The organism is uncultured Campylobacter sp. (genome assembly GCF_938031315.1).
GTDB lineage: Bacteria > Campylobacterota > Campylobacteria > Campylobacterales > Campylobacteraceae > Campylobacter_B.
In genome coordinates this window covers 1-4,670 of the sequence record NZ_CALHHT010000459.1, presented here as the reverse complement: position 1 = coordinate 4,670, position 4,670 = coordinate 1, and the positions used below count along the sequence as shown (strand labels likewise).

Genomic DNA, 4,670 nt, shown 5'->3' with positions numbered 1-4,670 from the left:
GCCGTCTTCTTGGCAGATCATCTCGCGTTTAAATTTTGCCGACTTAATTTCGCGCAAAATCGCGATCGCACGCCGTCTACCGACCTCCAAGCCGCTTGCCGCGCCGTAGCGCTTGCCCCGCCGCCTACTGCGTGCGAGCGCCTAGCCGCGCGGGTGCCGATGCCCATGTATGCGAACACTTGGCGCCTCGGCTAAATTTTATCGCCGCTTAATATAAATGAGTAATTTTAATAAATCTGGATTTAAAAAGATATGAATTTAAAGGCGAAATCTCTGCGGCGTGAAATTTAAACGATAAATTTTAAAGCTCTATCGTCCGCTCAAATATGTCCTCAAGACCTGTTTGATGCACGATCGCTAGCATGCCTAGCCTTGGTAGATCCGCGCGCAGACCAAGTAGCAGCTCGCGCGCCGAGGCGGGATCTAGCGCGGACGTGATCTCATCGGCAAAAACAAAGCTCGGCTTGTGGTAATGAATACGTGCGAAACTAAGCCGCTGCGCCTCCCCGCCGCTTAAAATTTTAACGTAATCGGCGCGCGAGTTTAGCATGCGAGCAAATTTCTCAAGTCCTACGCGGCGTAAAATTTCTAAAAATTCCGCATCGTCTGCGCGCGGCGGCTGCGGATAGCAGATGAGCTCTTTTAGGCTAAGCGGCGCTAGATAGGGCTTTTGCGGGATAAACATCACGCCCGTGCGCGGCAGGCTGATCTCGCCGCAGCCGTATCGCCAAAGCCCCGCCGCGTAGCGCAGAGCCGTGCTTTTGCCCGCGCCGCTCTTGCCCCGCAGCATTATAAACTGTGCTGGCGCAAGTTCGAAGCGTAGATCCTCGATCAGCGGCTCGCCCGCAGGCGTGAAGACCGACAAGCCCTCGCAACGAGCGGAATTTTCGTCGCTTTGTTTGACGCAAGCACGCAGATTTGCACTCTCGCCGTCCATGCGCGAGATGAACTCATAGATCCTCTGCACGCTCGCCGCCCACTCCATGATCTGCTTGTAATAGTCCATAAACCACGCAAATCCGTCCTGTACGCTGTAAAACGCCGAGCGCGCCTGCATCATATCGCCGAAGCTCATCGCGCGCGACAAATACAGCGGCAAGCAGGCAAAGATCGGGATTAAATTCGTGATTTTTAGGTAGCTTGCCGAAAAGCATTCGAGGCGAAATTCCGTATTCATGATGCTGCGCCAGTTTCTCATAATCTCGCTGAAGCTCGCGCGGAAGCGGCCGCGCTCGGTATCCTCTCCGCGCATAAAGGCTACGGCTTCTGCGTTTTCGCGCACTAGCAGCAGATCCGAGCGGTAGTCGGCTTCAGCGCGCTGCTTGGCAAAATTTAGCCCCCTAAGCCTGCGCCCGATGAGATGCGTGATCAGCGAGCAAAGCAGCGTATAAAGGAGCGCGACGTAGAGCAAAAAGCCTTCGATCTCAAAGTGCATGCCGAAAATTTCAAATTTCAGCACCTTCGAGACCTGCCACAAGATCGCAACGAAGGCGATGAGCTTGGCGAGATTGTAGACGAGCGATTTTACGAGATCGACGCTTTTTTGCACGAGTAGCAGGCTGTCCTCGGCGATACGCTGATCGGGGTTGTCTAGCTTTGCGATCGTTTTTGAAATTTCACGATCTGCGCGAGTTTTAGATGAAATTTCATTCTCGCTTGCGCCGCTTTGCCCCGCCGCATTTTGCTTTGCCGCGCTCGGTAAAATTTCAAGCCTCTTTGCGTCTCTATGCAAAACCGCGCTGTTCGCCTCAGCTGCGGAATACTCTGAGCGCTCGTTTAAATTTGCGTCGCCAGGTTTTTCTAAATTTGATCCGCCCCTGGCGCTGAAATTCCCCTCAAGGCTCGTGCGGTAGAAGTTTGCGTTATGTAGCCATTTGCGCTCCATCATCGCGCTTAGCCTCTCGCGCCAGACGATTACGAGCAGTTTGCGAAACCAGTTGCCGCAGACGATGAAAAGCACAATGAGTGCCGTGTAGAGCAAAAACTCGCCCACGAGCGCGGGGATCAGCTCGCCTTTAAGCTCGCTTAGCGCGTCGTAAAAGCGCTTATCCCACGCGTTCATCAGCACGCTGATTTTGATGATAGCGAGGCTAAAACCAAGCGCGAGCAGCAGCAGCGCCCACAGCTTCGCCGCGCCCTTGCCGAACCAGTGCGGACGTAGAATTTCAAAAAATTGCTTTAAGGTTTTCAAATTTTCTCTTTAAATTTTAAAATTTAATGCGAGTTGCAGCGAAATTCCGCGGGATCAAATTTGATTTCGCAGGCTCGCGAGCGGATTTTATGCTTGCAAGTCTGCGCGTTTAATTCGCTTGGAATTTCGCGGGATTAAATCGCGAGATTAAATTTATCGCCCTCGCCCGCGATCGCCCGCGCTAATCAATCGCTAATCAACCAAATCGCGAGTTAAATTTTAATCCCGCAGCTTCGTTTAAATTTTACCCGCCTCGCTACATGCTACTTGCGACAAAGCTTGGCCTCGCGCCTCTACGCCCGCTTCATCCGCGCTCTTATAAAGTCCGATTTATCCGCGGCCGCGTGCGAGGAGTTTATCCGAGTTCGCATAAGCGCAAAATTCCATCCGCACCTAATATGTATAATTAAGCGTTAGCATAAAATTTCGCGGCTCGCCGTAATAGTTATTATGCCCGGCGACGCGATTTTGAGTGTTTTGAAAATACTTCTTATCCGTGATATTTTTGACCGCAAAATTTACGCTAAAGTGCTTGTCGAAATGATAGCCGACATTCGCGTCCCACAGCGCGTAAGCCTTCTGCGGCGCGGCGTAGTACGCAACGCTTTCGCGATATATCGAAGCGGTTTTGCTCTGATAGCGCATGCCGGCGCCCAAAGTAACCTTACGATTTTCGCCGAGCGGAATTTCATAGTTCGTATAGAGCTTAAACAGATGCTTCGGAATGTAGCGTTTGGCGTTTGCGCCCTTGCTATAATCGACCGCTGCGGAGGTTCTTTCCGTCTTTAAATAGACGCTGCGGTTGAAAGTATATCCCGCGAATAATTTCCAATTCTCAGTGAGCGAGCCTTGCACCTCGGCATCCACGCCGCGGCTTCGCACTTTGCCCTCGGCGATGGAGTAGTTCGTATTAAGAGGATCGCTCATCGCCCTATTTTTCTGAATGATCTGAAATAGCGCGACATTCGTATTAAGCGCGCCGTCAAAAAATTCTCCCTTCACACCGGTTTCTAAATTATAGCCGACGACGGGATCTAAAATTTTACCATCCTTGTCGCGCGCAGCTTGCGGCTTAAAAATTTCGGCATAGCTTGCGTACCACGAAAAATTATCCGCAAAATCCCAGACCACTCCCGCATATGGCGTGAAATCCGATTTGCTCGGGCTCGCTCTATGCGAAGCCGTACCGCGCAAAATATTATAATAATACCTGCTGTAGGCTACTTTCGAAAAGCGCCCGCCGAGCAAAACGTGAAAATCGCCTGTTAAGTTTAATCTAGTCCCGAGCGAGATCGCACGCTGCTTTATGGTAGTGGAGCTTCGGTCTTTAAACGCAGCGGCACTGTTCCAATCGGGCTGGGCAATCCTTGAGCGGTCCCAGTTATAAATATTCATCCCAAGCGACGCCAGAGACGAATCTCTCGTCCTAGTCTCGCGCCAATTAAGCTTTTCGTTGCTAAGCGAGCCGTTTAAGAAAAAGTCGTGCTTCTGCCCAAATGCTTCGAATTTACCATCTAGTCCCGTTTGAAACCCGATCTCTTTGGAGTCGTTATCGTAAATTCTATATCGCACCGTATGCGACGTAGTGCCGTTGTAGGGATCTGCCCCGCCGAGCGCTCCGAATTTTAACATGCTGTCGCTATCGGTATAATTGAGCCTCGCATAGGCTTTCAGATCATCGCTAAATTCGTGCGAGAGTTCGCTATAGACGTTAAATTTTTTATATTCGCTTCTGTCCCAATCTGAGCCGAAGTAGCTTCTGCGCGGTAAATTTAGTAAATTTTTTTGATTATCCAAGACGGGCACGCCGTAAATATCATATACGCCGACGGTTTTTTGTCACAAAAATCCCGCGCTAAGAAGCGTCTTATCGGCCACGTCAAATTCCGTCGAAACGCCGACGCCTTCGCGATAGCCGTTGCACGGATAGTCCTTAAACGAGCCCGTTTTACTTAAAATTCCGATCAGCCGCGCGCGTGCCGTACCGCTTTGATTTACCGCGTCCGTTACGTCGATCATACCGCGATAATTATCCCAGCTACCGCCGCTTAGACTTGCGTTAAAACCGAACTGATCGCTCGGGCGCTTTCTGATTAAATTTATCGTGCCGCCGGGCTCGCCGTTGCTTTGCGTAAGGCCCGCTACGCCGCGCAGAACCTCGACGCGATCGTAGAATTCCAAATCGGTAAATTCCTTCGATAAGCCAAGAGGCCCGAACACGGAGCTAGAAACCGAGCTTGCGATGCCGTCTTCTTGGATATTATCGACATAAAAGCCGCGCGAGACGATGCGATTGCCGCCTGCGTCGTTATTTAGCGAAATGCCGGTTGCGTATTTTGAAAGAGCCTCTTCGGCGTTGTGCAGGCTCAGATCTTTTAAAAGCTGATTGGAGATGACGCTTATGGATTGCGGCGTTTCTCTTATGCTTAAATTTAGTCCCGTCGCTGTGCTCATATTGCCCGTCGTATAAGAGCCCGTG

4 protein-coding genes are annotated in these 4,670 nt (G+C 51.0%); 1 reads left to right on the top strand and 3 read right to left on the bottom strand.

What is annotated here, in order from left to right:
* Nucleotides 1–195, top strand: a 195-nt coding sequence (locus Q0236_RS11445) for a hypothetical protein (protein WP_297918108.1), incomplete at its 5' end; no start/stop codon positions are given.
* A gap of 106 nt (nucleotides 196–301) precedes the next feature.
* On the opposite strand, the gene Q0236_RS11440 is transcribed toward Q0236_RS11445, so the two are convergent.
* From Q0236_RS11440 to Q0236_RS11430, 3 genes are all read right to left on the bottom strand, one after another.
* Nucleotides 302–2,191, bottom strand: a complete 1,890-nt coding sequence (locus Q0236_RS11440; RefSeq protein WP_297918105.1) for an ABC transporter ATP-binding protein/permease — start codon at nucleotides 2,189–2,191, stop codon at nucleotides 302–304.
* 393 nt (nucleotides 2,192–2,584) lie between these two features.
* On the bottom strand, nucleotides 2,585–3,988 hold the full coding sequence (locus Q0236_RS11435) for a TonB-dependent siderophore receptor (RefSeq protein ID WP_297918102.1): 1,404 nt from the start codon (nucleotides 3,986–3,988) through the stop codon (nucleotides 2,585–2,587).
* 42 nt (nucleotides 3,989–4,030) lie between these two features.
* On the bottom strand, nucleotides 4,031–4,670 hold a 640-nt coding region (locus Q0236_RS11430), incomplete at its 5' end, for a TonB-dependent siderophore receptor (protein ID WP_297918099.1).